At 63.4% G+C, this 22475-nt stretch carries 25 protein-coding genes; 17 read left to right on the top strand and 8 right to left on the bottom strand.

Annotated elements, in window-relative coordinates:
* Nucleotides 1-155 precede the first annotated feature (155 nt).
* Together P0648_RS10910 and P0648_RS10905 are read right to left on the bottom strand one after the other, a co-directional pair.
* Nucleotides 156-800, bottom strand: a complete 645-nt coding sequence (locus P0648_RS10910) for a helix-turn-helix domain-containing protein (protein WP_277503968.1) — start codon at nucleotides 798-800, stop codon at nucleotides 156-158.
* Between the two features lie 32 nt (nucleotides 801-832).
* Nucleotides 833-1291 carry a DUF6069 family protein gene (locus P0648_RS10905; protein WP_276247220.1) on the bottom strand — a complete coding sequence of 153 codons (459 nt, stop codon included), beginning with the start codon at nucleotides 1289-1291 and terminating at the stop codon, nucleotides 833-835.
* A gap of 189 nt (nucleotides 1292-1480) precedes the next feature.
* Here P0648_RS10905 and P0648_RS10900 point away from each other — a divergent pair, with 189 nt between their 5' ends.
* Together P0648_RS10900 and P0648_RS10895 are read left to right on the top strand one after the other, a co-directional pair.
* Nucleotides 1481-1975, top strand: coding sequence for a PH domain-containing protein (locus P0648_RS10900; RefSeq protein ID WP_276247221.1), 495 nt, complete (start codon nucleotides 1481-1483; stop codon nucleotides 1973-1975).
* A complete protein-coding gene (locus tag P0648_RS10895) occupies nucleotides 1972-3423 on the top strand; it encodes a PH domain-containing protein (RefSeq protein ID WP_277503963.1) in 1452 nt (483 codons plus the stop codon). The genes P0648_RS10900 and P0648_RS10895 overlap by 4 nt, the downstream gene beginning before the upstream one ends.
* Nucleotides 3424-3425: 2 nt before the next feature.
* On the opposite strand, the gene P0648_RS10890 is transcribed toward P0648_RS10895, so the two are convergent.
* Both P0648_RS10890 and P0648_RS10885 read right to left on the bottom strand, forming a co-directional pair.
* Nucleotides 3426-4133: a cytochrome c biogenesis CcdA family protein gene (locus P0648_RS10890; RefSeq protein ID WP_276247223.1), complete on the bottom strand. Its 708-nt coding sequence runs from the start codon at nucleotides 4131-4133 to the stop codon at nucleotides 3426-3428.
* Nucleotides 4133-4633, bottom strand: a complete 501-nt coding sequence (locus tag P0648_RS10885) for a TlpA disulfide reductase family protein (protein WP_277503961.1) — start codon at nucleotides 4631-4633, stop codon at nucleotides 4133-4135. The genes P0648_RS10890 and P0648_RS10885 overlap by 1 nt, the downstream gene beginning before the upstream one ends.
* A 99-nt stretch (nucleotides 4634-4732) precedes the next feature.
* Between P0648_RS10885 and P0648_RS10880 the strand changes: the two genes are divergently transcribed.
* Complete coding sequence (locus P0648_RS10880; RefSeq protein WP_277503958.1) at nucleotides 4733-5872, top strand: DUF3179 domain-containing protein; 1140 nt, start codon at nucleotides 4733-4735, stop codon at nucleotides 5870-5872.
* 40 nt (nucleotides 5873-5912) lie between these two features.
* Complete coding sequence (locus P0648_RS10875; RefSeq protein WP_277503956.1) at nucleotides 5913-6437, top strand: hypothetical protein; 525 nt, start codon at nucleotides 5913-5915, stop codon at nucleotides 6435-6437.
* On the opposite strand, the gene P0648_RS10870 is transcribed toward P0648_RS10875, so the two are convergent.
* On the bottom strand, nucleotides 6409-8073 hold the full coding sequence (locus P0648_RS10870) for a TrkA family potassium uptake protein (RefSeq protein WP_276247227.1): 1665 nt from the start codon (nucleotides 8071-8073) through the stop codon (nucleotides 6409-6411). The two genes, P0648_RS10875 and P0648_RS10870, sit on opposite strands and share 29 nt — an antisense overlap.
* Nucleotides 8074-8180: 107 nt before the next feature.
* Here P0648_RS10870 and P0648_RS10865 point away from each other — a divergent pair, with 107 nt between their 5' ends.
* Complete coding sequence (locus tag P0648_RS10865; RefSeq protein ID WP_276247228.1) at nucleotides 8181-8921, top strand: ABC transporter ATP-binding protein; 741 nt, start codon at nucleotides 8181-8183, stop codon at nucleotides 8919-8921.
* The gene (locus P0648_RS10860; protein WP_276247229.1) at nucleotides 8918-10324 is read left to right on the top strand and encodes a hypothetical protein; all 1407 of its coding nucleotides are present in this window, start codon (nucleotides 8918-8920) and stop codon (nucleotides 10322-10324) included. The genes P0648_RS10865 and P0648_RS10860 overlap by 4 nt, the downstream gene beginning before the upstream one ends.
* On the opposite strand, the gene P0648_RS10855 is transcribed toward P0648_RS10860, so the two are convergent.
* Complete coding sequence (locus tag P0648_RS10855) at nucleotides 10321-11079, bottom strand: class I SAM-dependent methyltransferase (protein ID WP_369685657.1); 759 nt, start codon at nucleotides 11077-11079, stop codon at nucleotides 10321-10323. The two genes, P0648_RS10860 and P0648_RS10855, sit on opposite strands and share 4 nt — an antisense overlap.
* A 79-nt stretch (nucleotides 11080-11158) precedes the next feature.
* Between P0648_RS10855 and P0648_RS10850 the strand changes: the two genes are divergently transcribed.
* The 5 genes from P0648_RS10850 to P0648_RS10830 all read left to right on the top strand — a co-directional run bounded on the left by P0648_RS10850 (nucleotide 11159) and on the right by P0648_RS10830 (nucleotide 15706).
* Entirely contained in the window at nucleotides 11159-11572 is a 414-nt protein-coding gene (locus P0648_RS10850; RefSeq protein ID WP_276247231.1) for a hypothetical protein, read from the top strand.
* A gap of 46 nt (nucleotides 11573-11618) precedes the next feature.
* A complete protein-coding gene (locus P0648_RS10845) occupies nucleotides 11619-12398 on the top strand; it encodes an HAD-IIA family hydrolase (RefSeq protein WP_277503951.1) in 780 nt (259 codons plus the stop codon).
* A gap of 67 nt (nucleotides 12399-12465) precedes the next feature.
* Nucleotides 12466-12990, top strand: coding sequence for a DJ-1/PfpI family protein (locus P0648_RS10840; RefSeq protein WP_277503949.1), 525 nt, complete (start codon nucleotides 12466-12468; stop codon nucleotides 12988-12990).
* Between the two features lie 187 nt (nucleotides 12991-13177).
* On the top strand, nucleotides 13178-14425 hold the full coding sequence (gene rbcL, locus P0648_RS10835) for a type III ribulose-bisphosphate carboxylase (protein ID WP_277503948.1): 1248 nt from the start codon (nucleotides 13178-13180) through the stop codon (nucleotides 14423-14425).
* 81 nt (nucleotides 14426-14506) lie between these two features.
* Nucleotides 14507-15706, top strand: a complete 1200-nt coding sequence (locus P0648_RS10830) for a CynX/NimT family MFS transporter (protein WP_277503945.1) — start codon at nucleotides 14507-14509, stop codon at nucleotides 15704-15706.
* Here P0648_RS10830 and P0648_RS10825 read toward each other — a convergent pair.
* Entirely contained in the window at nucleotides 15703-17475 is a 1773-nt protein-coding gene (locus P0648_RS10825) for an acyl-CoA dehydrogenase family protein (RefSeq protein WP_277503942.1), read from the bottom strand. The two genes, P0648_RS10830 and P0648_RS10825, sit on opposite strands and share 4 nt — an antisense overlap.
* Nucleotides 17476-17657: 182 nt before the next feature.
* Between P0648_RS10825 and P0648_RS10820 the strand changes: the two genes are divergently transcribed.
* Nucleotides 17658-17909, top strand: coding sequence for an MTH865 family protein (locus tag P0648_RS10820; RefSeq protein WP_276247237.1), 252 nt, complete (start codon nucleotides 17658-17660; stop codon nucleotides 17907-17909).
* A 69-nt stretch (nucleotides 17910-17978) separates the two neighbouring features.
* Here the strand turns inward: P0648_RS10820 and P0648_RS10815 are convergent, their stop codons facing one another.
* Nucleotides 17979-18440: a metal-dependent hydrolase gene (locus P0648_RS10815; RefSeq protein WP_276247238.1), complete on the bottom strand. Its 462-nt coding sequence runs from the start codon at nucleotides 18438-18440 to the stop codon at nucleotides 17979-17981.
* A 70-nt stretch (nucleotides 18441-18510) separates the two neighbouring features.
* On the opposite strand from P0648_RS10815, the gene P0648_RS10810 reads away from it, so the two are divergent.
* The 5 genes from P0648_RS10810 (at nucleotide 18511) to P0648_RS10790 (ending at nucleotide 22474) form a co-directional block, all read left to right on the top strand.
* Nucleotides 18511-18639 (top strand): hypothetical protein, encoded by a 129-nt coding sequence (locus P0648_RS10810; protein ID WP_276247239.1) that lies wholly within the window; start codon nucleotides 18511-18513, stop codon nucleotides 18637-18639.
* Between the two features lie 25 nt (nucleotides 18640-18664).
* Nucleotides 18665-19231 (top strand): peroxidase-related enzyme, encoded by a 567-nt coding sequence (locus P0648_RS10805; RefSeq protein WP_276247240.1) that lies wholly within the window; start codon nucleotides 18665-18667, stop codon nucleotides 19229-19231.
* Between the two features lie 104 nt (nucleotides 19232-19335).
* The gene (locus tag P0648_RS10800) at nucleotides 19336-20028 is read left to right on the top strand and encodes a metal-dependent transcriptional regulator (RefSeq protein ID WP_276247241.1); all 693 of its coding nucleotides are present in this window, start codon (nucleotides 19336-19338) and stop codon (nucleotides 20026-20028) included.
* Nucleotide 20029: 1 nt separating this feature from the next.
* Nucleotides 20030-21262, top strand: a complete 1233-nt coding sequence (locus P0648_RS10795; RefSeq protein WP_277503937.1) for a multicopper oxidase domain-containing protein — start codon at nucleotides 20030-20032, stop codon at nucleotides 21260-21262.
* On the top strand, nucleotides 21263-22474 hold the full coding sequence (locus tag P0648_RS10790; protein WP_276247243.1) for a ZIP family metal transporter: 1212 nt from the start codon (nucleotides 21263-21265) through the stop codon (nucleotides 22472-22474).
* Nucleotide 22475 lies beyond the last annotated feature (1 nt).

Here is a 22475-nt window from a genome sequence, read left to right as displayed (position 1 = left end):
GAAGCCCCGAAGACCCCCGGACAGCGTCCCCTTTTCCCTAGCAGTCGGGTTCAACGCTACCCCACGCGCGGTGGCTGGTTGCCACCATCACACCCGACATGTGAGGGTTGGCGGGGATGGACTTGCTAGCGTTGCTTGTTATTTCAGGCAGTTTATTAGCTACGTTCTTCGAGCACGGATGAGAGTACGCTTTTCACCCCACGACGGACTCGTTCCGAGGCCGCCTGTTGGGAAATTCCGAGGGTGTTCGCAATCTCTGAGAGCGTCGCCGCGCGCGGCACGTCGAAATATCCGTGTTCGAGTGCGAGCAGCAGGGTCTCTCGCTGGTCTGCGGTCAGTCCGTGCGGTCGCTCCTGGCCACCGTCGGCGAGGGTGTACACCCGGGACAGGTCTATCGAAATGTCGTGTTCGAGACAGTACTCGTGGAACTGCGAGAGGTGTGCGTGGTCGCCAAACCGCAGGTGGAACAGCCACTCTCTGTTTCCGTTCGCTTTGAGAATCGTCGCTTCTGACTCGGCGATTCCGTGGACGAGGCTCTCGATTGGCTCTGTCCACTCGACGCGGTAGAGCGCTGAGCCACTCACGGCATCCAGACGAGAAAGGTTCGCGACGACCGGACTCTCCCTGACTTCGTTCTCGAACGCCTCCAGATTGCCACCCGACGCCCAGAAAAACGGCATCACCTTTTCAGACGTCGGGACGATGCGTTCTAAGTCGATGTGAATCTCCGAATCCGTGTGCAAGACCGTGCCGAGATTGAACTCGGAGTATGGGATAGTAAACTCGGCGATGACACTCATCCGTTGTATATCGGCCGGATAGAAAAAATACGTTACTCAGGCGGCGGGCTGGTCGAGACGGGGTCGTCCTCGTCCATTCGGAGCAACAGGAACACGGTGACGAACGCGACCACGATGTGCAACACCCCGAGGACGGCCACTCCGGCCATCGTCGCATCCGCTAACTGCTGTGCGAGCCACAGCGGGGCGGTAGAAAGGATGAGGACCGCGAGGGCGACGACGACGAAATTTCGCCTGGGGCGGTCGGTGTACCGGTCGAGGATGGCGTAGACGAACACGCCGCCGGCGGACCCGAGTACGGCGACGCCGATGACCTGTGACCACGCGAGCGGCGCGAACGTCGGCGGGACGAGTCCGAACGCACCGGCGATACCTCTCACGATGGTCGTCGCCACGATGACGGCGCCCACGACGAAGACACCGAGTCGAAAGAGGTAGTCTAGCCGCGCGAAATCGCTGGTGGGCGCGGCAGAATCGTCTCGCATTGCCATATGCTATCTACAGGCATCCGAAAGAATTAAGTCTACCTCTCGAATTTGCGGGATAGACGGGACGAAGAACCACAATTCACCACTTTTTTGGAGAGTCAGCAGATGGAGATTGTCTGGCGGAAGCCGACCAGACCACGGCGAGGACAGTCCGCCGTACGTTTATAAGCGATGCCGGCGCAACACCAACCAATGGACGGTGACACGACGGTCACACTGCGCAGCCTTCATCCGCGGGTGCAGGTGGTGTGGATCGCAGAGTCGGTGGTCGGCGCACTCGTGTTCGCCGCACTCGCCGGTGTCGTTTCCGCTTTCTTCGCCGGTCTCACTACCCGGACAGGCCTCGTCGCCGCGGGAGTGTTCGTGGTGCTGACTGTCGTCGGAAGCGTGCTCGCTGTCGCTCGGTATCGGCGGTGGCGGTACGCCCTCTACGACGACCACCTGTACTTAGAACGCGGTGTCTTCACCCGGGTCAAGACCGTCGTCCCGTTCGTCCGCGTCCAGCACGTAGACGCTCGTCGCGGCCCGGTCGAGCGACTCGCGGGACTCGCAACCTCGGTGGTGTACACGGCCGGGTCACGTGGCGCGGACGTGACTATTCCCGGCCTCACACCGACCGGAGCCGACGACCTGCAAGACCAGCTTAAGCGACTGGCCATCGACGCGGAACCCGAGGACGCCGTATGAAACTCAGTCCGCTTTCGATTCCCTACCGGCTTCTGCGGGTCGCGAGCGGGTTCGTCTGGGTTCTCATCTTCGCCGGATTCGGGTCCGTCTCGATGTTCGGGATGAGCGTCGGCACCGCAGTTCTGGCGGGACTGTTCGGCCTCGGCTTCCTCGTCCTCGTCGGGTATCAAGTTCGCTACTATCAGCGCTTCGAGTATCGACTCACCGCGGACTCACTCGACATCACCTCGGGGGTCCTCTCCAGGACGAACCGGGAGATTCCGCTCCGGCGCATCCAGAACGTCGATATTCACCGCAACCTGATTCAACGCGCCCTCGACATCGCCGAAGTTCGGGTCGAAACCGCAGGCGGGAGTTCGACCGAAGCGCACCTGCGCTACGTGAGCACCGACGCGGCACGACGTCTCGTTGACGAGGTCGGTCGGTTGAAACGCGGCGCTGTGGACGACACAGAAGAAGCCCCTGCCTCGACGCTCCTCTACGAAATTTCGTCGCGAGAACTCGCCCTCCTCGGTCTCGTCTCGCTCGATTTACGATTCGTGCCCATTCTCACCGTAGCCGTGCCGGTCGTCGTCCCCTCCCTTTCGCGATTCATCGTGACCGACCCTGTCACCGGGTTCATCCTCGCCGCTCCGCTCGGCATCATCGCCCTCATCGTGCTCTCGGTCGTCACCAGCGGGGCCGCGGCCATCGCGAACTACTACGGTTTCCGCCTGTCGCGGGCGAACGGCGACCTGCGGTACGAACGAGGCCTGCTCCAGCGCTACGACGGGACGATTCCCCTCGACAAGGTGCAGACGCTCACGATTCGAGAGAATCTGGTTCAGCGACTCGTCGACCACGCCACGCTCGGTGTCGAGACGGCCGGGTACGCACCGGGACAGGGAACGACTCTCGGGTCTGAGGCGGCCGTCCCGCTCGCACCGAAAGACCGCGTCGTATCGCTCGCCCAGACAATCGAACCCTTTGGTGACCCGACGTTCGAGCGACCGCCGAAACGCGCCCGACAGCGGTACGCCGTGCGGTACACGCTCGCGTTGCTGGCGTTGACCGGCGTGCTGTTTGCCGTCATTCGATTTTCTGGATTTGAAATCGGATGGTGGGTGCCGTTGCTCGGCATTCCGCTTACGCCAGTCGCAGCCCACTACCAGTGGAAGAACCGGGGTTACGCGCTCACAGACGACTACGTCCTCACGCAGGCTGGGTTCTGGGTTCGAACGACGAAAATCGTCCCCTACTATCGCGTTCAGACGGTGGCGACGAGCGCGTCCATCTTCCAGCGCTATCGCGACCTAGCCACGCTCACGGTGGACACCGCGGGCGCTCGGAGCATCATCGGCAGCAACGCCCGTGCCCTCGACATCGACGCGGCGACGGCTGCGACGCTCAGAGACGTGGTCGCAGACCGACTCCAGGCCTCGCTGCGAGCGCGACGAGTTCGCGGGTAGCGTCACCCGAGGCCGAGGATGCGCAGACCATCGAATTCGAACAGGAACAGGTAAATTTGCAGGAGGCCGGCGAGCACCAGCAGGACGCCCGCTGCGCGGGTGACTCCGCGAACGTTACGCGAGAGACGGCGAAGTAATGTCTCGCGTCCGAGAGCGGAGAGCGCGGTCACGAGAATCATGAGCACGCTCATCCCGGCGGCGTAGGCGGCGAGGGTCACGACGGCAGTGGAGGGTCCAGCAGCCAGCGCGGACAGCGAGACGGCGATGAACAGTGGGGCTGTGCATCCGGCGGCGGCCCCCGCGTACACGACGCCGAACAGGACGAACCCGGTCGAAGACCGCGTTCGCGCTGGCAGTTGTATCGTCAGGTGGAGGCGAGTTGGCGTCTTTCCGAGGGCCATCGCTCCGCCGAGAAATACGAGCAAACTCCCGACGACGAGTTCGAGGAGAGAGATGTTGGTGAACGCCTGCGTCCCGACGGCGACCACGAGGCCGACGAGCGCGGCGTAGACGAGAAAGAAGCCGGCACTCACGAGTGACCCGACGAGCACCGCTTGCTGGAGCCGTCGTCCAGTCGACTGCGGAGCGTCGTCTCCACTGCCGAGATAGTAGGCGACGTAGCCGGGGAGCAGCGGGTACGAACACGGGGCGAAGAAGGTGAGCACGCCCGCGGTGAAGGCGAAACCGAGTCGCAGGTCTTCGAGAACCATCACGCGACTCCGGCGCGGCGGACGGCGTCGTCGATAGCTTGCAGACTGGCGAGGCCGACGTGTCGCCAGACTTCTTCGCCATCGGCAGTGAACACGAGGAGCGTCGGGAGGTTACTGACCCCGTAGTGCTCACCGGTTTGCACGTCCGGGTCGAGCGCCGTCGGCCACGTGCCGCCGTACTCTTCCCAGAAGGCTCGAACGACCTCCGCGTCGCGTTCCCACGTTATCGACAGCATGTGGAGGCGGTCTGGGCCGTAGCGACTGCGTATCTCGGCTAAGTCACTCATCTGGGGCTTACACGGCGCACACCAGGTTGCGAAGAAATCGAGCAACACCGGCCGGTCCGTCGGCTGGACGCGGAGCGGGCCACCGTCGAGTGACCCGACCGCGAGCGTATCGAGCGTCAGGGCAGCCTCTCGCGACCCACCGGTACAGCCTGCGAGCGCACCCGCTGTGGCGAGCCCGGCGGTCGCGAGAAATCGTCGCCGGGTTGTGTCCATGCCTGAGTATTGGTGGGTGCTGGAAAAGGGGTATTCCGTTTGTGAGCGTGGCTCACACAACCCCGCCGGGGATTAGACGGGTGCGTGCCAATCCATGACATGAACCGACGGCGATACCTCACGGCAGTGTCCGCCGCGGCGGCATTCGGCCTCGCCGGATGCACGGGCGGCACGGGCGGCAGTCCTGACAGAACGCCCCCAGTTTCGACGCCGAATGGATTTACGCTCCCCGTTCCATCGGACCAGTTGCGACGTGGTGCGCCGAAGGACGCGATTCCTGCCATCACGGACCCAGTCTTTGGGGAAAGTTGGGAGGGCATCGAGATGCGCGTTCGGAGCAACTTCATCGGCGAGTACACCGCCCGCCCACGACTCGAACCGACGGACAGGGTCATCGGCGTCGAACGCGGTGGAGAGACGCGTGCCTACCCGCTCAAGATTCTGAACTGGCACAAAATCGTGAACGACGACTTCGACGGCCCACTGCTGGTGACGTTTTGCCCGCTCTGTGGCAGCGGTCTCACTGCGGAGCGAACCGTCGACGGCGCGGCGACGAACTTCGGGGTGTCGGGACTGCTCTGGAACTCGGACCTCGTGATGTACGATTTTAAGACCGAGAGCCTCTGGAGTCAGCTTCTCGCAACGGCGATTTCAGGCGAGCGAACCGGCGAGACGCTCACGCTGACGCCATCCACGCTGACGACGTGGGGGGAGTGGACTACCACCTACCCAGACACCGTCGTCCTCCTCCCGCCGCCGAAGTCGGGGACGATAAACGGGCCGACGACGCGCGATTACGGCATCGACCCCTACTCGTCGTACGCGAGTTCTGACCAGATTGGTATCGGCTTCAACGACTTCGACGACGACCGCCTGCACCCGAAAACGCTCGTCATCGGCATCACCGACGGCGCGATGGCGCGCGCCTATCCGTTCGAAGTCGTCGACGCGAGCGGGGTTGTAAACGACACCGTCGGGTCACGTGCCGTGGTCGTCGCCACCCTCGCGGACGGAACGCTCGTGGCCTACGACCGCACGGTTGGGGACGAAACGTTGACCTTCGAGGTGGGTGCGCCAGGCGAGATGCGCGGCGGCGGGTCGCGCTGGCGACTCGGAACCGGCGTCGCCCTCGACGGCCCCCACGAGAGCACGCGCCTCACGCGAGCGAACGACGCGTCGCCGATGTTCTGGTTCGCGTGGGCAGATTTCAACCCCGCCACGGACATCTTCGAAGGCTGACAACACTACCTTTTTTGCCGGTGGGTCGGAACCTTCTTCAATGAATACCCACCGCGCCGGAGCCCTTTCCGGCATCCTCGCACCCGGTATCACGCTCGGTGCAATCCTCCTGGCCACGCTCCTCTCGCCGACCTTCACGTGGACCGGAAGCGCGCTCTCCAACCTCGGCGGCGCGGGCGAACGGACGGCGTGGCTGTTCAACGGCGGCCTCATGGTTGGCAGCCTCGTCGCCCTGTTCTCCGTCGGTGTCTTCCCTATCGGGACGGCGTATCACTTCCCCGCCGCACTCTCGTTTTACCTGTTGCTCACCCTCGCCCTCTGGGTCCACGGAACCGGGTCTGTGATTGCCGCAGACGTTTCCTTTGGTCTCGCGAGCATCTGGCTCGGCATCGCGAACATCATGACGTGGATCTGGGTTTCGACGGGCGACCTCACGCGCAGTGGCCTCGCGATTCCAGAAATCATCGGCGCGCTCATCTTCGGCGGGTGGATGGCCTTCGCTGCACGGCGACTGTTCGCCCGGCCGCGAACTGCGGTCAGCCAGCCACTTTCGAAAACTGATTGATGTCCTCGTCGAGACCGGTCACGATGAGTTCGTCGTCGCGCTGGATGACGAAATCCGGGCCGACGTCCGTGATGACCGACCCGTTTCGCCGGACGGCGATGACCGTACAGCCGGTTCGCTGGCGGACGTCCGCCCCCGCGAGGGTCTGTCCCGCGAGATTCGGTGCGGCTATCCGCACCACCTCTATCTGCTTGTCGAAGGTGATGACTTCCTCGTCGAGAATCGTCGAGGCGAGCATTCGACCGCTCACCGTTGCGAGCGCGAGGACGTAGTCCGCACCGGCGCGGTACATCTTTCGGACGCTGTCTGTCTCCTCTGCGCGGGCGAGAATCTCGATATCTGGGTAGTGTTCGCGCAGGATGAGCAGGCAGAACACCGACACGGTGTCGTCGGGAAGCGCGAGAATCACCGCGCTCGCCTCGTCGAGTCTCGCCTCGCGCAGCGTCTCGTCGTCCGTCGCGTCCCCGACGACGTCCACGCCCGGTTTGTCCTCGATATCCACGACGGTGAAGGGGTGGCCGGACTCGTCGAGAGCGCGGGCGACTTCCGCCCCGACTTCACCGTACCCGATAATGACAACCGGGCCGGGACTGTGACGCCGGGTGGCAGAGAGGGTGAGCGATTTGACCTGCTCTAATTGCCCCTCGTCGCCGGCGACGAGCAACATCGTGTGCTCGTCGATGACGGTCTCCGGGCCCGGCGGACTCACGAATTCCCCCGAGAGCCACGCTCCGATGATGTTCGCGCCGGTTTCCTCTGTGATTCGACTGTCTTCGATAGTGACGCCGTCGAGCGGGCTGCCGTCCTGAATGGAGAACTCGACGATTTCGAAATTCTCACCGATTTCGACCGAGTCCATGAGTTCGTGACTGAGCGTCGTCGTCACCTTGTTCGCGAGACTCTCACCGACGAGGTGACGCGGCGAGAAGACGAAATCTGCACCAGCGTACCGGTGATAGCGGGCCGCGTCGTCCGTCTCGACGAAGGTGATAACCTGCGTATCGCAGATGTCCTTGGCCGTGAGAGCGATGCTCGCGTTCGTCTCGTCGTCCTCGTCCGCGACGACCGCTCGCGCGTCGGCGATGTTCGCCGATTCGAGTGTTTCGTTCGTCTCGGGGTCGCCGAAGATGACCGGCACGCCGTTTTCGTAGAGCGCGTTCGCCTGCTCCCGATTCGACGCGATGACGACGGACGGAATCTCACGGTCGTCGAGTTCGTCGATGAGCGTCTCGCCGCGGGGCGTGTAGCCACAGATGATGACGTGGTCTGTGAGGTCCTCGACCGCGTTCGGCGCGCTCATCGAGAGGCGAGTTTCGATCCACGGGACGACGAACAGCGGCAGCGCGAGGAAGACGAAGAAGATGCCCGTAAACTGCATCGTCACGACGAGAAATTTCATCGGGAGCGTCGCCCACGGCGCGTCCTCGCCGTACCCCGTCGTGGTGAACGTTTCGACGACCACGACGAGCGAATCGGAGAGCGACTGCGGGTCGTTTTCGAGGAGTCGCATCCCCGTGTTGTAGGCGAAGGTAAACGCGACGACGACGCCCACGAAGGTGAGCAGATACGTAATGAATAGATTGCGGCGGCTTTCCCTGCCGACCAGTCGCTGCAAGGAACTACCGGGCGAAGCCATACGTGTCCATTTGGCGCTGTGCGGCGTAAAACGATTCGGGTCGGGCGACTCAGCGTTCGGGTGGGCCGACAGTATAGTTATGTTCAGGGCGGTTCATGTCGGCAGTAATGCCCGCCATCGAAACAACTTCTCTCACAAAGGAGTACGACGGCTTTGCGGCACTCACAGACCTCTCGCTTTCGGTCGACCACGGCTCGCTGTACGGCCTCCTCGGGCCGAACGGGTCCGGAAAAACCACCACTCTCTCCATCCTGACCGGCCAGCTTGTCCCGACGGCCGGGTCTGCTCGCGTCCTCGACGTTGACCCCGTCGAAGACCCCGTGGAAGTCAGAAAAAAGGTCGGCATCCTCCCCGAACGCGAGGACCCGCCGAGTTTCATGACGCCACGCGAGTACCTCACCTTCGTTTCCGAGGTGCGAGACCTCGACGACCCGGAGTACCAAATCGCCCGGTGGGCCGACCGCCTCGGCTTCGAGGACCGGCTCGACACGCTCGCGACGGACCTCTCCGAGGGCGAACGCCAGCGCGTCATGCTCGCACAGGCGTTCGTCCACGACCCGCAGGTCGTATTCATCGACGAACCGCTCGTCAACTTAGACCCAATCATGCAAGAGCGGGTCAAACGATTGTTCGTCGATTACTGTGACGTGGGCAACACGCTGTTTCTCTCGACGCACTTCATCAGCGTCGCGGAGGAAATCTGTACGAACGTCGGCATCCTCTCGAACGGCCGGCTCATCGCCGAACGCGACCCGCGAACGCTCGAAGACGGCGAGGGCCTCCTCGAGTACTTCCTCTCGGAGGTGGACGCAGCGAAGACGGCCGGGGAGGCCACGGTCGTCCAATGAGCCTCTTCGTTCGGATGGTCAAAGAGGAGTGGCGACTCCACAGCCGACTGTTCGGTTCGAAACGCTTCGCCCTCTTCCCGCTGTTCATCGCCCTCGTCTGCGGCGTAAGCTACTGGTTTCTGACTCTGACGGGGACCACGCTCGACGGCATCGCGCTCGGCCTCCACGCCGTCGTGTTCTTCCTCGGCTTGCAAGTAGGAACCATCGGGTTCGTCGGGCGCGACGCGCTCAAGAATCTGCTCGGCGACCTCACGCTACTCGTCTTTTCCGCGCGAACGCTCCCGCTCTCACAGCGCCGATTGCTCGCGACGTTCCTCGTCAAAGACCTCGTCTACTACGCCTTCCTCTACCTCGCGCCGGTCGTCCTCGCCTACGCACCCTTTGCCCTCCAGGTGGGTCACTCACCCCTCCGCGTGCTCCTTCTCTGGGTCACCGTGGCCGAAGTGTTCGGCATCGGCGTGGCGCTGTCGTTCGCCGCCGCCGCAGTGGCCACCCGCGGGCGGGCCGCACTCGGGCTGTTCTTGCTCACGGTCGGTGCCCTCGTCGTCTACGCGCAGGCCCCACTCCAGACCATTTTCAGTCTCGGCCTCAGTGAACGAGCGACACTCCTCGGGGCTGGAATTGGCGTCGTCGTCCTCATCGCCCTTTCGGCGTTCGGCCTCGTGCTGTTCAAACCACGGGCGGGGTCCACCCACCGAACACCCTCGACTCGCCTCGCTGGCCTGAAAAATCGCATCCCCGGACGGGACCCACACCTCGTCGCGCGGGCCGTGACGGACGTCGGTCGCTCCAGTGGGTCGTTCTGGAAAGTGGTCATCTCCGCGGCGGTCATCTTCGGGACAACGGCGTTCCTGCTCGACAAAGTGGCCGAGGCGACGGCCATCCGACCCGGCGCGGGTATCGCCCTCGGGACGCTGCTCGGCCTTGGGTCGTTCACCACCTACGCCTGGGTGACGCAGTTCGACGACGCCCGCGAGTACCTCCACTACCCCATCACGCTCACCCGGGTGTTCCGGGCGAAGTTCTACGCGTATCTCCTGCTCACGATTCCCGTCTCGCTTTGTTTCCTGCTGATTGCGGAACTCGGGTTCAACGTGACGAGCGTCCTCTCGGGGTTCGTCATCTTCCCGCTCGTCTCCGTCTACGTCTTCGGCGTGACGGCGTGGCTCACCGGACTCGCGCCGAACGACCTCCTGTTCGACACGCCACGGTTCGTCCTGTTCGGCGTGGCTATCGCGCTCGTGGCCGTGCCGCTGCTGGTCGCATCGCTCGCTCACAGCGTCTCGCCGCTTCTCACGACGGGAATTGCAGTGGTCCTTGCCGCGCTGGCCGCGGTGCTCGGGTGGGTGTTGTTGAACCGAGCGGGCCCCCGGTGGGACGTCCGCCTGCGACAGGACGCTTAGGCCCGTGCGCGGACGAGCAGTTTCGGCGTCGTGAACGACGCCACACCGTCTTCTGCGTACCAGATGTCGAAGTACCGTCGCGCCGCATTCGGGGCTTTGTCGAACTCCGCCTGGAGTTCGTCCAGCCGGGCTTGCGGGACGCCGATTCGTTCGACCCAGCTATCGAATTCGAGGGTCCGCCGGACCCAGGCCGTCTCCTCGACGACGAAGCCGGCGTCGTCGAGCCAGTCGCGCCAGCGCTGTTCTGAATAACTCTCGACGTGCGTCGGGTCACGGAGGCGTTCGACGCGGTTCAGAAACTCCGCGAGCACCTCGTCGTCCGGCGCGACGTTGTCTTCTAAGACGAAGACGCCACCGGGGTCGAGAACGCGAGCGACTTCGGCGACGAAGGTTGCGGGGTCCGGAAAGTGGTGGGCGGCGATACGACACGAGACGGCGTCGAACGTGTCGTCAGGGAACGGCAGGCCCTCTGCATCGCCGACGACGCCGCGCAGGAGGGGGAACGACGATTGGGCGAGTGCGACCATTTCGGGGGTGAGGTCGACGACGATGACCTCGTCGACGCCGGCGCGCATGAGGGCGTTGCCGGTGTGGCCCGAGCCGGTCGCGACGTCGAGGGCGAGGGTCGCTTCGTTCGCCCACTCGCTCAACAGCTGTAAATCGCGTCCGCCGCGGTGGACGGGGCTATCGCGGTAACCCGTGCTTGCTCGACCAAACGACGTTGCCACATCCCGTTTCGAGTTTGCCCCGCGCATACGTACAGTTCGGAGGCTGTGAGTATCTAGATTTGGGCTTGCGCGAAACCGACTTTCCCCTCGAGCGACAACCATCGGTGTGAACCTCGCGACAGATACCGGGCGGGAAACGGTGATTTTCGGCCACGAAATCGACTGGACCGTCGCCGGCCCGGACGTGAAATTCGAGGGCCTCTCGCCCAGTGCAGCACGAACCTTGCTCACGGAGGGCTACATGGACCCCGACGCCCGCAGCGGTCGGTCGCCGACGATGGCGACGATGGTCGAATTCATGGAACGCTTCGCCGACGCTGACCCGGAGCGAAACGGCACGATGTCGGCCCACGGCCGGGTCATCGCGCCAAGCGAACCGGACGCGCAGGTGCTCCTCGAAGGTGTCATCTACTCGGGGCCAACTTCGTCTGCGTTCGTCAGGGCGTACGCTGACCTGTTCTACGAGGCGTCGTCGTTCATGCTCGAAAAGGACCTCCACGCGCGATGCTGGTTCGAGTAGTGCCACGACCCGCGGAGTTAATCGGTCGCCGTCCCTATCACCGGTAATGACCTACCGCGGAGCAGTCGTGGACCTGGACGGAACGGTGTATCGAGGCGAATCGCTCATTCCTGGCGCGGACGCCGGTATCGACTTTTTGCGATCGTCGGGACTCGACCTCCTGTTTTTCTCGAACAACCCGACGAAATCACCCGCGGCCTACAGCGAGCGACTGGCAAGCCACGGCCTCGACGTGCCTATCGAGGAGATCGCCTCCTCTGCGACCGTCACCGCAGCGTACCTGCAGGACCACCACGCGGACGACAACGTGTTCGTCATCGGCGACCCCGGATTGGTCGAACAACTCGAAGCCGCAGACCTGACGCTCACCGACGAACCGACAGCGACCGACGTGCTGGTCGGATCGTGGGACCGCGAGTTCAGTTACCGGAAACTCACGAGCGCGCTCTGGGCGATTCAGGCCGGCGCGGCGTTCATCGGCACCGACCCGGACCGCCGCGTCCCCATCGGCGACGGCCGACTCATCCCCGGGTCCGGTGCCATCATCCACGCCATCGAGGGGGTTGCAGACCGCCCTGCGGATCACGTTCTCGGGAAACCCTCCGAGGAAGCCGCCGAACTCGCACTGTCGCGACTCGGCGTGAGCGCGGACGAATGTCTCGTCATCGGCGACAGCCTCCAGACCGACATCTCGATGGGCGAGCGCGTCGGCATGACGACGGTTCTCGTGCGCTCTGGCATCACCACGCCAGAGAACATCGACGCCGGGCGGGTGCGCCCCGATTACGTCGTCGATTCACTCGGCGAGATTGGTGAAATTTTCTGAGGCGGGCACGTTTATTGGTACGTCACCACACACCTACACTGTGCATCGAGGGGTGCACGGTGGAACCATGAAAATTCTCGAACTCACCGGCGATTTCGTCGAAGACTACGAAGTGATGGTCCCGTTCCAGGCCCTGGAGATGGTGGGCCACGATGTCCACACCGTCTGCCCGGACAAGGAAGCAGGCGAGTCCGTAAAGACCGCCATCCACGACTTCGAAGGCGACCAGACTTACACCGAAAAGCCCGGCCACAACTTCGAACTGAACGCGACGTTTGTCGACATCGACCCGGCCGACTACGACGCGCTCGTCGTTCCCGGTGGCCGTGCACCGGAGTACTTGCGGACGAACGAGGACATCCTCGAAATCGTTCGCCACTTCACGACCGCGAACAAGCCAATCGCGGCGCTCTGTCACGGCCCGCAGATTCTCGCCGCCGCAGACGTCATCTCCGGCAAACACTGCACCGCCTACCCGGCGCTCGAACCGGAAGTCCGCTCTGCGGGGGGCGAGTGGGAAGACGGCGTGTCGACGGACGGCAACCTCGTCGCGGGGCAGGCGTGGCCGGACCACCCCGAGTGGCTCGCGTAGTTCTTAGACGTACTCGGGACGGAAGTCGAACACGCGAAACCTGCCGCGGCGGACGATTGAGCGGTCAATTTTCTCGTTTTTTACCGATGAGACGAGTCTCACGGCTCCGTTCACACCCAGGTTATCGGAGAAAAATGAGACAGCGTCGCAACAAACGCTATACACTCGGCGGTAGAATGTTAGGGGTATGACAGGGATTGAGTACGCAGACTTCCTGGATCTCGACTACGAACCCGTCGCAACCGACCTCGTCTGTACGTTCACGCTCCGTCCCGGGGAGGGGATGAGCATGGAGGACGCCGCCGGCCGCGTCGCCTCCGAGAGTTCGAACGGCACGTGGGCCGAATTACAGGTCGAAGAAGGCGTCACCGAACTCAGTGCAACTGCCTTCGACATCGACGGAAACACGATTCGCGTCGCCTACCCCGAGGCACTGTTCGAGGCGGGCAACATGGCCCAGATTCTCTCCTGTATCGCGGGGAACATCATGGGGATGAAGGCGGTCGATTCCATCCGCCTCGAAGACTGCGAGTGGCCGGAAGCCCTCGTCGACGGCTTCCCTGGTCCGCAGTTCGGGTCGTCGGTGGCGACGGAACTGCTCTCCGCCCACGGTCGCCCGGTCACCGCGACGGTGCCAAAGCCGAAAGTCGGCCTCCATACCGAATCGCACGCGCAAATCGGCTACGACGCTTGGATGGGCGGGGTCGACCTGCTCAAGGACGACGAGAACCTCACCGACCAGTCGTTCAACCCGTTCGAAGCGCGCGTCGCACGGTCGCTCGAACTGCGCGACAAGGCACAGGAGGAGACCGGCGAACGCAAGGACTACCTCGTGAACATCACCGCAGAGACCGACGAGATGCTCCGACGCGCGGAGTTCGTCGCGGACCACGGCGGCAAGTTCGTCATGGTGGACGTCGTCACCGCGGGCTGGTCGAGCGTCCAGACCGTGCGCCGGCGCTGTGAGGACCTCGGCCTCGCAATCCACGCCCACCGCGCGATGCACGCCGCCTTCGACCGCCACCCTGACCAGGGCGTCTCGATGCGCGTCATCGCGCAAATCGCCCGACTGGTCGGCGTCGACCACATCCACACCGGCACGGCAGGCCTCGGGAAACTCGAAAACGAGGACACTGCGGGTATCAACGACTGGCTCACCTCGGACCTCTACGGTATGAAGGACGTCCTTCCGGTGGCCTCTGGCGGCCTGCATCCGGGTATCATCGACGAACTCATCAACCGCCTGGGGCCGAACCTCATCATCCAGGCCGGTGGTGGCATCCACGGCCACCCAGACGGAACCGCAGCGGGTGCGAAGGCGTTCCGACAGTCAATCGACGCCTCAGTCGAGGGAATCTCTCTGCGCGAATACGCGGAGACCCACCCCGAACTGAAGGTTGCCCTCGAAAAGTGGGGCACACAGACGCCACGCTGACGCGTCTCCAGCCACTGACACACACCCCCGCCTGCCGCCAACCGCTCTTTGATTAGGCGAGCCTCCGAGGTGTGGATACGAATGGCACAGTCGGCCTCCACACGACGCTCGTCGCTGCTCCTCGCGCTCGGCAGCGTCGCCTACCTCGCGCTGATGTTCGTCTGGTTCTCCCTGCCCGCGTTCTTGCTCCCGATTACCGCAGACCTCTCCCTGACAACGGCGCAGGCTGGTTTCCTGACGGGTGCGATTCCGCTCTCGTACATTCCCCTCTCGGTGGCGAGTGGCGTCATCGTCGACCGCATCGGTCCTCGGCGGAGCGTCGGCATCGCCCTGCTCATCTTCGGCGTCGCGCAGATTGCACGGGGCTACGCGACTGATTTCTGGTCGATGTTGCTCCCGACGCTCCTGCTCGGCGTCGGCGGGACGGGCATCACGTTCGGTCTGCCGAAGCTCATCTCCGCGATATATCCGGCCGAACGGGTCGGGTCCGCCTCTTCGGTCTACATGATTGGGTCGTACCTCGGCGTGGCCACCGCCTTCTCGCTCGGGCGTGGCGTGCTCGGCCCAGTGCTCGGTGGCTGGCGACCTGTGTTTCTGTGGGGTGGCGTCGCCGCATTCGCGTTCGGCGGCTGCTGGTTCCTCGTGACTCTCCGGGTGGCTGGCGACGGCCTCGATGCGCCGCCCGAATCCGAGCGAACCGCCGCGGGAACGAACGTCCGCGCCGTGCTCACGACGCCCGGCATGGTGAGCGTCATCGTCATCGGAACGATGTACCTGCTCATCCTCCACGGGATTCAGGGGTGGCTCGCGACGGTTCTCGAAAGCCGAGGCGTCGCGCCCGCGATGGCCGCCACCATCACGAGCGGTATGGTCGGTGCGCAGATACTCGGCGCCCTCGCCATCCCGCTGGTCGTCTCGCGGACGAGTTATCGGGCAATCGTCCTCGGCTGTGGGGTGCTCGCGACGGCCGGCACGCTCGGTCTCTGGCTGCCAGGTCTCGGCGGTTCGGTTGCCGTCGTCGGGTCGGTGGTCGTCGGCATCGCCGTCGGCGCGCTCTCGCCGCTCGTTCGGGCGATTCCGGTCGAACTGGACGGCGTCGGACCGGAGCTGACTGGGACGGCCGTTGGACTGGTGTTCACCGTGGGTGAAATTGGCGGCTTCCTCGGCCCGTTCCTCATCGGGTCGCTCGAAACTGCGACCGGGTCGTTCGCGCACGGCCTCGCGCTGCTCACGGTGGGCAGCCTCGTCATCCTCGGAGCCGGGGCGACGCTCTCCACTTAGTCGTCTGCGGGCGCGGCGTCTACGAGCGCCGTCGGTTCGACGGCTCCGTACCTGACGATGGCGTCGAAGTGCTCGATGGCGAATTTGCTTCCCGAGGTGATGCCGCGGGCGGGTCGGGTGTCGAAGCGCGTCTCGACGAATCGCTCCGCGACGAGCGCCTTTCTCGCGTTGCCTTCCTCGTCGAGTTGCCACTGGGCTTCCGAGAGGAGGAGCGCGGCGGTCACCACGTCGAAGATGTAGTCGGCGAGGCGCTTTGCCTGGAGTTGGGCGTAGTCCTCGTCTTCTGTCGCGAGCGTGCCGAGCGCCGCCTGTAGGCGCTCAAATTCGGATTCGACGGTCGCTTTGAGGCCTTCGAGGTGGGTGTGGTCCACGTCGTCGAGCCACCCCTGAACCAGTTCGATGACGCCCTCGTGGGACTGCTCGCGGGCCATTCCGCGGAGCACGTCGAGCGAGAGGATGTTCGAGGTGCCCTCCCAGATGGGGAGCACCTGCGCGTCCCGGAGAAGCCGCGGGGTGACGAACTCCTCGACGTAGCCGTTGCCACCGAGCACCTCGCAGGCGTAGGAGGCGGTGTCGACCGCCATGCGCCCCGTCTTGTACTTTGCAATCGGAGTCAGCACGCGCAGGGCTTTGAACGCGGCTTCTGCTTTTTCCCCGTCGCTTCGTTCGCGAATGTCGAGTTGCCGGGCGGCCTCGAAGGCGAACGCGGCGGCCGCCTCGTGGTCTACGGCCATGTCCACGAGGTCCCGGCGCATGAGGGGGTACTCGTCGATGGTGGACCCGAACGCCTCGCGGTTCGCGGCGTGAATTTTGCTTTCGAGCAGGCACCGCCCCATCACGCCCACGGAGGCGAAGGCGTTCGAGAGGCGTTCTAAATTGAGCATCTCGGTCATGTAGCGAAAGCCCGATTCCGGCTTCCCGATGAGGTAGCCAGTCGCTCCGTGGAACTCGACTTCGCCCGTCGGCACGCTTATCGTCCCGAGTTTGTCCTTCAACCGGCGGTAGACTGCGTCGTTGAGTTCGCCGTCGTCGAGGCGGTGGGGGACGAGAAACAGCGAGAGTCCCTTCGTTCCCTCTGGTGCGTCCGGGCGGCGGGCCAGCACGAGCGTGGCCTGTGCGTCGATGTTCGAACAGAACCACTTCTCGCCCGTGAGTCGGTAGGTTCCGTCCTCCGCTTCCTCCGCGATGGTGGCGTTCGCGCCCACGTCGCTCCCACCCTGCTTTTCGGTGAGGAACATTGCACCCTCCAGCAGTTTCTCGGGGTCTTTGCTCGTCAGGCCTTCGTAGAACTGTTCTGTGTCGCCGTCGCCGAACTTCTGGAGGACGAGTGCGACCCCCGCAGTCATCGCCACGGGGCAGGTAAAGCCGGGGTCTGCGTACGACAGAAGGAGGTCCATCGTCAGGTTGTGGGTGAGGCCGAGCGCCGAGGTGCGTTCGTCTGGAGCCTCGAAGGAGTCGGCCACGATGCCTGCGCCGTAGGCGAGACGTTCGTTTTCCGCCTGTTCTGGGTGGTACTCGACGTCGTTTACGACCTCGCCGTGTTTCGAGAAGGTGTGGAGTTCCGGGCCGTGTTTGTCGATGACGTCTGCGTTGTCGGCGATCGTGTTCCCGACGACAGCGCCGAAGTCGGCGAGGCGAGGTTCGGCCCACTCGAAATCGGCGTCGGGATACGTCCGGCGGGCCTCGAACTGGACGGTTCGGTCCAGCTCCCAGTAATTCACGTGGCGACCCTCCTCGAGTTTCGAATAGTCGATGGGGGATTCGGGCATACGATATGCTACCGGGTGTGTTACCAAAAATCATGGTAAACGACTGTCGAGTTGTTGGAAATTCTGAAGATTCTCACGGGCGCTCTCGGAAGTGCGACGAGGGCTCGAAACAACTCGAATGAACGGGCAAAAGTGGGGTACTCGAATGTTTTTTCATGCGGGAGTGCCTCTGTGAAATTGCTATGGCTGACCGAGCAGAACTCAGACAGCAGATGATCGATGCGTTCGAAGGTGCAGACTACCCAATCTCCAGCCCGATGGAACTCGTCCCAGCGCTGCCAAACGGCCCAGCGACGAAGTTCGAATCCGGCGACTTCTCCATGACCGCCATGGAGCTCAACACGAAGATTAGCGGCGGGGACTTCCCGTACGAGAGTCCGGAAGCCTTCGTCGACGACGTCCTCGACAAACTCGAAGAACAGGACTACATCTGAACGCACCCGGGATTTCACGGCGTTCTCTCGATTTTACGACCACGAGCGGCCGTGCTCTCCGCCACCCGGTTACTGCAAGTAAAGCACCGAGACAGCCGTCACGAACACGCCGAGGCCCAACAGCAGGTAGTTCGCGACTGGATTCTTCGCCGTCGTCAGGTCGAGTGAGTACCTTCGCCGCGAGAACGGCCAGAACGGTTTGATTCCCATCGGCGTAATCCAGTCGGCGAGGAGGTGGGACGCGATGGAGAGGACGCCGACCCCGAAGGCGAATCCGGCGAGTATCGGCGTGGTGAGTCTGAGGGCGACCCAGCCGAGTCCCGCACCGACCAGCAGCGCGAACAGGATAGTGTGGGTCGGTCCCCGGTGGGGGATGAGCGGCGTCTTGATGTCGATGTCTGGCAGCGTCGAGAAGGCGAGCATGAGGCCGCCGCCGACCACTGCGAGTTCGAACTGACCAGAGAGCGTGAGGGCGACGCCGACGGGGGCGTACACCAACAACGCAGCACCATAGTGGCCAGTCGCGTACATACTCGCCGAGTAGTGCGTCACGAAGATAAATTTCCGGGCTGACTTTCACGCTGCAACCCAAAGCAGACGTATGGCTGGCATCATCGAAACCATTCTCTCCACGTTCGGCCCCTTCGCGATTGCCGCCGCCCTCTTCGCCGGTGGCCTCCTCGTCTACGGGCTGTTGCTCGCTGTGAACCGATTCCGGGGCAAGGGCTAAGCCGCGCGCAGTTGGCAGTACGTGTATGCCACAGGAACCCATGACTCGGTTTCCGGTCCCGGACGAAACCGACCTGCCAGAAGACCTCCGCGAACGCATCGACGAAGAAACCGAGAAGGCGGGATTCACGCCGAACGTGTTCATGGCGTACGCCTACCAGCCAGCCCAGTGGCGGGCGTTCTTCGAGTACTACGACGCGCTGACGCAGGATACGGACCTCACCCGCGAGGAGATAGAGATGATAATCGTCGCCGTGAGCGGCGCGAACGACTGCTATTACTGTATCGTAGCCCACGGCGCGCTCTTGCGGTTGTTCAGCGAACAACCGCTGCTCGCAGACCAGGTCGCCTCGAACTATCGCAACGCCGATATTTCTGCCAAACACATGGCCATGCTCGACGTCGCCGTGAAACTCACCGAACGACAGGCCGAAATCGACGAGGCCGACTTCGAGAAACTGCGCGAGGCTGGATTTTCCGAGAAGGCCATCTGGGATATCGGCAGCGTCACGGCGTTTTTCAACCTCTCGAATCGCATGGCTCACTTCGCCGACATGCGCCCGAACGACGAGTTCCACACGATGGGGCGCTAACGCGGCCCGCTTCGCTCTTCTCGGGCATTCTCTCGGTCGTTTACCGAACTGTGGGAGAATGAACCACCGACACATATATTATTTAGGTCCGTCTAATTTCTCGTATGTTGAGTGCCAAGATGGAGGATTATCTCAAGGTCATCTACCAGCTCCAGCGGGAGTCTGATGGCCCCATCTCCACCTCCGCTATCGCCGATGTGCTGGGCGTGAAACCGCCCACTGTCACGAGCATGGCGAAGAAACTCGAAAAACGTGAACTCGTCGAACGCGAAGAGTACAAGGGCGTCCGCCTGACCCCCGAGGGGGAGACGGTGGCGCTCGAAGTACTCCGCCACCATCGCCTGCTCGAAACCTACCTGACCGAACACCTCGGCTACGACTGGGCGGCGGTTCACGACGAAGCCGACCGGCTGGAACATCACATCAGTGAGGAGTTCGAGCGACGCGTCGCCGAGATGCTCGACAACCCGACGGTGGACCCTCACGGTGCGCCGATTCCGAACGCGAATCTGGACCCAATCGAGGATGCGATGGGGACCGCACTCTCGGCGTGTGAGGCTGGCGACGAGGTCGTCATCCGGCGAGTTCGGGACGGCAACGCTGCCGAACTCGAATACCTCGCGGACGCGGGGATTCTCCCCGGGACGCCGGTCACCATCGTGGAAGTCGCGCCCATCGGCCTCGTGACGGTTCGGCTTCCCGACGGCGACGAGGTCGCTCTCTCAGAGCGCATCGCGGACGTTATCCGCGTCACTGAAGTCGATTCGATGACAGAAAACGCGACGGAGATGGCCTGAGATGCCGTCCCACGACTACAGGACGGCTGGCGCGATGACGAAGACGCTCGAAGAACGCCTCGTCGCCGCGCTCAAGGGTGAATCGATAGATAGACGGTCGGTTCTCGGCGGTCTCGGCCTCGCCGGTGCGGCGGGCATCGCTGGCTTCAGCGGCGGTGCAGTAGCTGACGGAGACCACGATGAGGACAAGTCCCACCACGGCACCTTCGGTGCTGTTGGCGAGTACTCCTCTTCGCTGTTCGACCCACACGAGTATCTCTACGAGTTCAACACCGGCGAGGTCTACATGGAGGGCGACCAGCGGATTCGTCGCTTCGAGATGAACGCGGTGGATACTGAAATCGAGATTGCGCCGGGCATCACGTTCACCGCGTGGGCCTACGACGGGCAGGTGCCCGGCCCGACGCTCCGCGTGACGGAAGGCGACATCATCGAAGTCGAGTTCACGAATCGAGGTCGTCACGCCCACACCATCCACCCGCACGTGAAGAACATCGACCCGGCGATGGACGGCGTTCCGACCAACGGCCCGGGCGTTCTCGATACGGGCGAGTCCTACACGTATCGGTGGAAGGCCCAGCCGTGTGGCGTGCAGTTCTATCACTGCCACTCCCTGCCGCTCAAAGAACACATTCACCGCGGCCTCTACGGCATGATTATCGTGGACCCCGACCCGGAACGGGTTCGGGAGAACCCCCGGAAGTACATCAACTACGACGGCCCGATGACCGACGAACTGGTGGACCAGCTCGTCGCCAAGGCGGAGAGCCGGAACATCGAGTACGCCGCAAACGACGAGGTAAACGAGATGGTGATGCTGATGAACGCCTTCGACACCAACTTCGACGGCGAGAACGAGGTGTACGCCGTCAACACCCGGGCGTTCTGCTACGGCGTCGGCGACACCGACGGGAAGGGCAACTGGGAGGCCGGCGAAACCAAGCGGCCGATTCAAATCGATGGCGAACAACTCCAGCGCGTCTACCTCGTGAACGCCATCGAGTTCGACGCCATCAACTCGTTCCACACGCACTCGAACTTCTTCGACTACTACGACCACGGCACGACCCTCACGCCCACCCTCAAGACGGTGGACACGGTCATGCAATGTCAAGCACAGCGCGGGATTCTGGAAATCGACTACTCGGACCACGAACCCGGACTGTACATGTTCCACGCCCACCAGTCTGAGTTCGCCGAACTTGGCTGGATGAGCTTCTTCGAGGTGGTCTAGATGGCAAAAACTGACGGCGGAACGGGCACGGTGAACCAACCATTCGGCCTACCGCGCTGGGTCGCCGCAATTCTCCCGATTGCGCTCCTCGCGCTCGTCATCGCCGGCTTCTTCGTGATGACGCCGTTTGCGGGGCTCGAAGGCTCCGGTGCGCCGCTTCCGGACGTGACCGTCACTCACCACACGATTCCGAACGACAACACCCTCGTGCTCCACGTCGTGAACAACGGCCCTGAAACAGTCACCATCTCGCAAGTACTGGTCGGCGACGCGTACTGGAACCACCAGGTGATGCAAGGCGGGGTCGAAGACCCAACAATCGGGCCGCGAGAGTCGGCCCGCGTCGTGATTCCGTACCACTGGAATCCCGGCTGGGACCTGGAAACGGCGCTCGTCTTGAACGACGGGACGACCATCCACCACACCATCGTCGCCCCCGAACAGAGTCCAGGCGTGAGCGGTGACGTCCTCTGGACGCTCGCCATCATCGGCCTGTTCGTCGGGGTCATCCCCGTCGCGCTCGGGATGCTCTGGTTCCCGTTCATGCAGTCGATGAGCGACCGGGCACTGCACGCCATTCTCGCCTTCTCGGTGGGGATTCTCGTCTTCCTCGCGTTCGACGCCGGGTTCGAAGCGTTCGAACTCGCGGAGGCAGTTCCGGGGGCCTTCGAGGGGCAACTGCTCGTCATCATGGGCATCCTCGGCGCGCTCTTGCTCGTCCAGGCCGTCACGAAGTGGCGGTCCGCTGGTACGGGCACGCCCTCTGGCCTCTGGATTGCCTACATGGTCGCCCTCGGTATCGGGCTTCACAACCTTGCGGAGGGCCTCGCCATCGGGAGCGCGTTTGCCCTCGGCCGGGTTTCGCTCGGCGCGTTCCTCGTCATCGGATTCATGCTTCACAACGTGACCGAAGGGCCGGCCGTCGTGGCTCCCGTTACCCGCGGCGCTCGCCCGTCGCTTGGGCACTTCATGGCCATGGGCGCGCTCGCCGGTATCCCTGTCATCTTCGGCGGCTGGATCGGCAGTTTCGCCTTCTCGCCGACGCTCGGGGCGTTGTTCCTCGCCATCGGCGTGGGTGCAATCTTGCAGGTCGTCTGGGAAATCGGCGGTCTCATCTCGCGCAACGGGCAGGTGGGCAGTTCGTATAACTTGCTCGCGTTCTTAGCCGGTCTCGTCATCATGTATGCGACCGACTTGCTGGTGGTGCTCTAAT

Source organism: Haladaptatus sp. DYSN1 (assembly GCF_029489995.1).
GTDB lineage: Archaea > Halobacteriota > Halobacteria > Halobacteriales > Halococcaceae > QDMS2.
This window is presented reverse-complemented; position numbering and strand designations above follow the sequence as displayed.

Excerpts from the sequence above, each read along its gene's own strand:
- P0648_RS10910 (WP_277503968.1), bottom strand. The coding sequence starts at position 800 with ATGAGTGTCATCGCCGAGTTTACTATCCCATACTCCGAGTTCAATCTC.
- P0648_RS10905 (WP_276247220.1), bottom strand. The coding sequence starts at position 1,291 with ATGGCAATGCGAGACGATTCTGCCGCGCCCACCAGCGATTTCGCGCGG.
- P0648_RS10900 (WP_276247221.1), top strand. The coding sequence starts at position 1,481 with ATGGACGGTGACACGACGGTCACACTGCGCAGCCTTCATCCGCGGGTG.
- P0648_RS10895 (WP_277503963.1), top strand. The coding sequence starts at position 1,972 with ATGAAACTCAGTCCGCTTTCGATTCCCTACCGGCTTCTGCGGGTCGCG.
- P0648_RS10890 (WP_276247223.1), bottom strand. The coding sequence starts at position 4,133 with ATGGTTCTCGAAGACCTGCGACTCGGTTTCGCCTTCACCGCGGGCGTG.
- P0648_RS10885 (WP_277503961.1), bottom strand. The coding sequence starts at position 4,633 with ATGGACACAACCCGGCGACGATTTCTCGCGACCGCCGGGCTCGCCACA.
- P0648_RS10880 (WP_277503958.1), top strand. The coding sequence starts at position 4,733 with ATGAACCGACGGCGATACCTCACGGCAGTGTCCGCCGCGGCGGCATTC.
- P0648_RS10875 (WP_277503956.1), top strand. The coding sequence starts at position 5,913 with ATGAATACCCACCGCGCCGGAGCCCTTTCCGGCATCCTCGCACCCGGT.
- P0648_RS10870 (WP_276247227.1), bottom strand. The coding sequence starts at position 8,073 with ATGGCTTCGCCCGGTAGTTCCTTGCAGCGACTGGTCGGCAGGGAAAGC.
- P0648_RS10865 (WP_276247228.1), top strand. The coding sequence starts at position 8,181 with ATGCCCGCCATCGAAACAACTTCTCTCACAAAGGAGTACGACGGCTTT.
- P0648_RS10860 (WP_276247229.1), top strand. The coding sequence starts at position 8,918 with ATGAGCCTCTTCGTTCGGATGGTCAAAGAGGAGTGGCGACTCCACAGC.
- P0648_RS10855 (WP_369685657.1), bottom strand. The coding sequence starts at position 11,079 with ATGCGCGGGGCAAACTCGAAACGGGATGTGGCAACGTCGTTTGGTCGA.
- P0648_RS10845 (WP_277503951.1), top strand. The coding sequence starts at position 11,619 with ATGACCTACCGCGGAGCAGTCGTGGACCTGGACGGAACGGTGTATCGA.
- P0648_RS10840 (WP_277503949.1), top strand. The coding sequence starts at position 12,466 with ATGAAAATTCTCGAACTCACCGGCGATTTCGTCGAAGACTACGAAGTG.
- rbcL (WP_277503948.1), top strand. The coding sequence starts at position 13,178 with ATGACAGGGATTGAGTACGCAGACTTCCTGGATCTCGACTACGAACCC.
- P0648_RS10830 (WP_277503945.1), top strand. The coding sequence starts at position 14,507 with ATGGCACAGTCGGCCTCCACACGACGCTCGTCGCTGCTCCTCGCGCTC.
- P0648_RS10825 (WP_277503942.1), bottom strand. The coding sequence starts at position 17,475 with ATGCCCGAATCCCCCATCGACTATTCGAAACTCGAGGAGGGTCGCCAC.
- P0648_RS10820 (WP_276247237.1), top strand. The coding sequence starts at position 17,658 with ATGGCTGACCGAGCAGAACTCAGACAGCAGATGATCGATGCGTTCGAA.
- P0648_RS10815 (WP_276247238.1), bottom strand. The coding sequence starts at position 18,440 with ATGTACGCGACTGGCCACTATGGTGCTGCGTTGTTGGTGTACGCCCCC.
- P0648_RS10810 (WP_276247239.1), top strand. The coding sequence starts at position 18,511 with ATGGCTGGCATCATCGAAACCATTCTCTCCACGTTCGGCCCCTTCGCG.
- P0648_RS10805 (WP_276247240.1), top strand. The coding sequence starts at position 18,665 with ATGCCACAGGAACCCATGACTCGGTTTCCGGTCCCGGACGAAACCGAC.
- P0648_RS10800 (WP_276247241.1), top strand. The coding sequence starts at position 19,336 with ATGTTGAGTGCCAAGATGGAGGATTATCTCAAGGTCATCTACCAGCTC.
- P0648_RS10795 (WP_277503937.1), top strand. The coding sequence starts at position 20,030 with ATGCCGTCCCACGACTACAGGACGGCTGGCGCGATGACGAAGACGCTC.
- P0648_RS10790 (WP_276247243.1), top strand. The coding sequence starts at position 21,263 with ATGGCAAAAACTGACGGCGGAACGGGCACGGTGAACCAACCATTCGGC.